Here is a 4,393-nt window from a genome sequence, read left to right as displayed (position 1 = left end):
CCGGCCCGCCACTGGCTGGGCTGGCTGCTGGGCGCCGCCGGACTGGCGGCGGTGGTGACGGTGGCGCTGCACCTGAGCGAGGTGCACGCCTTCGCGCAGCAACTGGCGCGGCTGCAGCCGGGCTGGCTGCTGCTGGCCGTGCTGCTGCAGGCAATGACCTACCTGGCCCAGGGGCAGCTGTACCGACGGGTGGCCCATGCCGGCCAGGCCGAGCTGTCGCTCTGGCAGGGCGCGCGGCTCGGCCTGATGAAGCTGTTCATCGACCAGGCGCTGCCCAGCTACGGCCTGAGCGGCACCCTGGCCGCCACTGCGGCCTTCGAACGCCACGGCATCCGCCGCCCGGTGGTGATGGCCTGCCTGGCGGTGAGCCTGACCGCCTACCTGCTGGCCTACGTGGCGAGCCTGGCCGCCGCGCTGGCGGTCACGGTGCTGGAAGGCCACGCCACCCGCCTGCTGCTGCTCGCCGGCGGCCTGTTCGTGCTCGGCACCCTCGGGGCGGGTCTGGCCGTGGCGCTGCTGGCCGGGCATCCGCTGCCGGCGCGCCTGAGCCGGCTGCCGGGCGGCCAATGGCTGCAGCGGCCGCTGGCCGTGCTGGCACAGGCCGATGCCCGACTGGTGCGCAACCCGCGCCTGCTGCTCACCGCCACCGGCCTGGACCTGGGCATCGTGCTGCTCGACGCCACGACGCTGTGGGTGCTGATCCTGGCGCTGGGTGAAAGCCCCAGCTGGGCCAGCGTGTTCGCCGGCCTCATGCTGGCCAGCGTGCTGCGCAGCATCGGCGTGACACCCGGCGGGCTGGGGCTGTTCGAGGCCGCGCTGATCACCACCCTGAGCTGGGCCGGCATCAGCGTGCCGGTGGCGCTGTCGGCGACCCTGCTGTTTCGGGGCCTGAGCTTCTGGCTGCCGATGCTGCCGGGCCTGCTGCTGGCGCGCGGCGCCACCCGGAACACGACACCCACGCCCGCCGCGGACGACGAACCCTGGTGGAGCTGGAGCCCCGAGCAGGCCTTCCGCCAACTGGACAGCACCCCGGACGGCCTGGACGCCGCCCGGCTGGCGCGCCATCCGGCGGCGACGCAGCTGGCGCGCGGGCGGACGGCGGGGCTGGGGCGCACCTTCCTGACCCAGCTGTACAACCCGCTGATGCTGATCCTGGTGGTGGCCTGCGGGGTGTCGCTGGTGGTGGCGGAGTGGCTGGACGCGCTGATCGTGCTGGCGATCATCCTGCTCAGTGCCCTGCTCACCGCCCTGCAGGAACGGCGCGCCTCGCGGGCGGTGGAAGCGTTGCGCGCGCAGGTGGCGCTCACCGCCAAGGTGCGTCGCGACGGCCAGTTGCGGGAGATTCCCGCCAGCCAGGTGGTGCCGGGCGACGTGGTGGAGCTGTCCGCCGGCAGCCTGGTGCCCGCCGACGGCCTGCTGCTGGAGGCGCGCGACTGCTTCGTCGCCCAGGGCCTGCTGACCGGCGAATCGGCGCCGGTGCAGAAGCTGCCCGGGGTGGCGAAGATCGATGCCAGCCTGGCCGAGCGCAGCAACTGCCTGTTCATGGGCAGCTCGCTGCGCAGCGGCACCGCCCGGCTGCTGGCCGTGCGCAGCGGCGCGGCCAGCGAGTACGGGCGCATCGCCCAGAGCCTGACCCTGCGCCCGCCGGAAACCGAGTTCGAACGCGGCCTGCGCCACTTCGGCGCGCTGCTGCTGCGGGTGATGCTGCTGATCGTGCTCGGCGTGCTGGCCGCCAACATCCTGCTGCAGCGGCCCACCGTGGACACCCTGCTGTTCGCCATCGCCCTGGCGGTCGGCCTGTCGCCGGAGCTGTTGCCGGCGGTGCTGGGCATCACCCTCGCCCAGGGCGCGCAGCGCATGGCCCACCAGGGGGTGATCGTGCGCCATCTCAACGCCATCGAGAACCTCGGCGCGATGGACGTGCTGTGCAGCGACAAGACCGGCACCCTCACCCAGGGCGTGGCGCGCCTGGACGCCGCGCTGGACGCCGAGGGCCAGCCGTCGCCGCGCTGCCTGCTGCTGGCGGCGCTCAACGCCGGGCTGCAGACCGGCATGGCCAACCCGCTGGACGAGGCGATCAGCGCCGCCGCACAGGAGCGGCAGGTGCCGCTGGACGGCTACCGCAAGCTCGACGAAAACCCCTACGACTTCGTGCGCAAGCGCCTCGGCGTGCTGGTGGCCGAGCCGGCGAGCGCGCCGCTGCTGATCGTCAAGGGCGCGCTGGACAAGGTGCTCGACGCCTGCGACCACGTGCACGGCGAGCCGCTGGACGCCGCGCACCGCGCACAACTGGATGCCCGCTTCGCCGAATGGAGCGCCCAGGGCTACCGGGTGCTGGGCGTGGCCAGCCGCGCGCTGCCGGGCGCAACCGGCTGCACGGTGGCCGACGAGCGCGCGCTGGATTTCGAGGGCTTCCTGCTGATCTTCGACCCGCCGGAACCCGGCGTGGCCGACACCCTGCAGCGGCTCGCCGGGCTGGGCGTGCAGGTGAAGATCATCAGCGGCGACAACCGCCGCGTGACCCGCCATGTGGCCGAGGCGGTGGGCCTGGACGCCGAACAGCTGATCACCGGCGGCGAGCTGCTGCGCATGAAGGACGACGAACTGCTGCACCGCGTGCCGCAGGTTGCGCTGTTCGCCGAGGTCGACCCCAGCCAGAAGGAGCGCATCATCCTCGCCCTGCAGAAGACCGGCCACGTGGTGGGCTTTCTCGGCGACGGCATCAACGACGCCCCGGCGCTGCACGCGGCGGACGTCGGCATCTCGGTGGACCAGGCCGCCGACGTGGCCCGCGAGGCCGCCGACTTCGTGCTGCTGCGCCACGACCTGGACCTGCTGCGCCTGGGCATCGATGAGGGCCGGCGCACCTTCGCCAACACCCTCAAGTACATCTTCATCACCACCAGCGCCAACTTCGGCAACATGATCAGCATGGCGCTGGCCTCGGTGCTGCTGCCGTTCCTGCCGCTGCTGGCCAAGCAGATCCTGCTCAACAACTTCCTCTCCGACCTGCCGGCCATGACCCTGGCCGGCGACCACGTGGACCCCGAGTGGGAACGCACCCCGCACCACTGGAACCTGCGCGAGGTGCGCAACGTGATGGTGGCGTTCGGCCTGACCAGCTCGCTGTTCGACGCGCTGACCTTCGGGCTGCTGTTCTACGTGGCCGGCGACCAGCCGGCGCTGTTTCGCAGCGGCTGGTTCGTGGAATCGCTGCTCACCGAACTGGCGATCATCTTCGTGGTGCGCACCTACAAGCCCTTCTACCGCAGCCGCCCCGGCCGGTTGCTGCTGATCAGCACCCTGGCGGTGATGCTGCTCACCCTGCTGCTGCCCTACACCCCGGTGGGCGGCTGGTTCGACCTGGTGCCCCTGCCCTGGCCGCTGCTGGCGGCGATCCTGACCCTCACCCTGCTCTACGCCGCCACCTCCGAATGGGTTAAGCGCCATCTGCTGGCTAAAGCGCGCCGGCCGACACGGGCGGCGCGGCGGCATCGGGGGCAGCCGTGGCCGCCATGAGCAACCCCGGATGTGACGGCCTGCCAGCGCGTGGCAGCCGGAGGACAACCGGATGACGCTGACGCAACTGGTCGCCGACTACGGCTATCTGGCGGTATTCGCCGGCGCGCTCTTCGAGGGCGAAACGGTTTTGCTGCTGGCTGGATTCGCCGCGCACCAGGGGTATCTGTCATTTCCCTGGATCGTCCTCATCGCCTTCTGCGGCGGCACGCTGGGCGATCAGCTCTGGCTCTTCATGGGCCGGCGCTACGGAACGGCCTTGTTAAAGCGCTTTCCGCAACTGACGCCAGCCACGCAGCAGGTCAACCGCCTGATGCTGCGCTTGTAAGCGCTCCATAAACCCCGTCCGCCAGGACGGGGTGCTCTTCAGGACGCCGAGTTCGGAGCGCAGTTCCATGGCAGCAGCGCTTCGTAGTCCTCGACGCTGCGCGCGCTGGGCAGACGTTCAAGCACCTGGCGCAGCCAGGCGTAGGGCTCCTGGCCGTTGGCCTTGGCGGTTTCGATCAGGCTGTAGATCTGTGCGCTGGCCGTGGCGCCTTGCGGGGTGTCGCTGAACAGCCAGTTCTTGCGGCCGATGACGAACGGGCGGATGGCGTTCTCGGCGCGGTTGTTGTCGATCGGCAGGTGGCCGCCTTCGACATAGCGCACCAGCTTGCTCCAGTTGCTGGCCAGGTAGTTGACCGCCTTGCCCAGGGCGGTCTGCCCGGCGACCTGCGGCTGGGTCTTGTCCAGCCAGGCCTTGAGCTGGTCGAGGATCGGCACGCTGCGTTGCTGACGGGCACTCAGGCGTTCGCTGTCGTTAGCCTCTTTCAGATCCCGTTCGATGCCGTAGAGCTTGTTGATCAGGTTCAGCGCCATGTCGGCGCGCCCGGTC

3 protein-coding genes are annotated in these 4,393 nt (G+C 70.9%); 2 read left to right on the top strand and 1 reads right to left on the bottom strand.

Annotation, left to right across the window (positions count from 1 at the left end):
- Positions 1-15: 15 nt before the first annotated feature.
- Positions 16-3,519 carry a magnesium-translocating P-type ATPase gene (mgtA, locus tag AS93_RS19005; RefSeq protein WP_081798258.1) on the top strand — a complete coding sequence of 1,168 codons (3,504 nt, stop codon included), beginning with the start codon at positions 16-18 and terminating at the stop codon, positions 3,517-3,519.
- Between the two features lie 52 nt (positions 3,520-3,571).
- On the top strand, positions 3,572-3,847 hold the full coding sequence (locus tag AS93_RS19000) for a hypothetical protein (RefSeq protein ID WP_218185750.1): 276 nt from the start codon (positions 3,572-3,574) through the stop codon (positions 3,845-3,847).
- Positions 3,848-3,885: 38 nt separating this feature from the next.
- Here AS93_RS19000 and AS93_RS0108635 read toward each other — a convergent pair.
- A partial coding sequence (locus AS93_RS0108635) for a transposase (RefSeq protein ID WP_027590247.1) occupies positions 3,886-4,393 on the bottom strand: 508 nt, incomplete at its 5' end.

The sequence above is a fragment of the Pseudomonas sp. RL genome, from assembly GCF_000647775.1.
In the GTDB taxonomy this organism is placed as follows: domain Bacteria; phylum Pseudomonadota; class Gammaproteobacteria; order Pseudomonadales; family Pseudomonadaceae; genus Serpens; species Serpens flexibilis.
The sequence above is the reverse complement of the archived record's forward strand: the minus strand, read 5'-3'. Positions and strand labels throughout refer to the sequence as shown.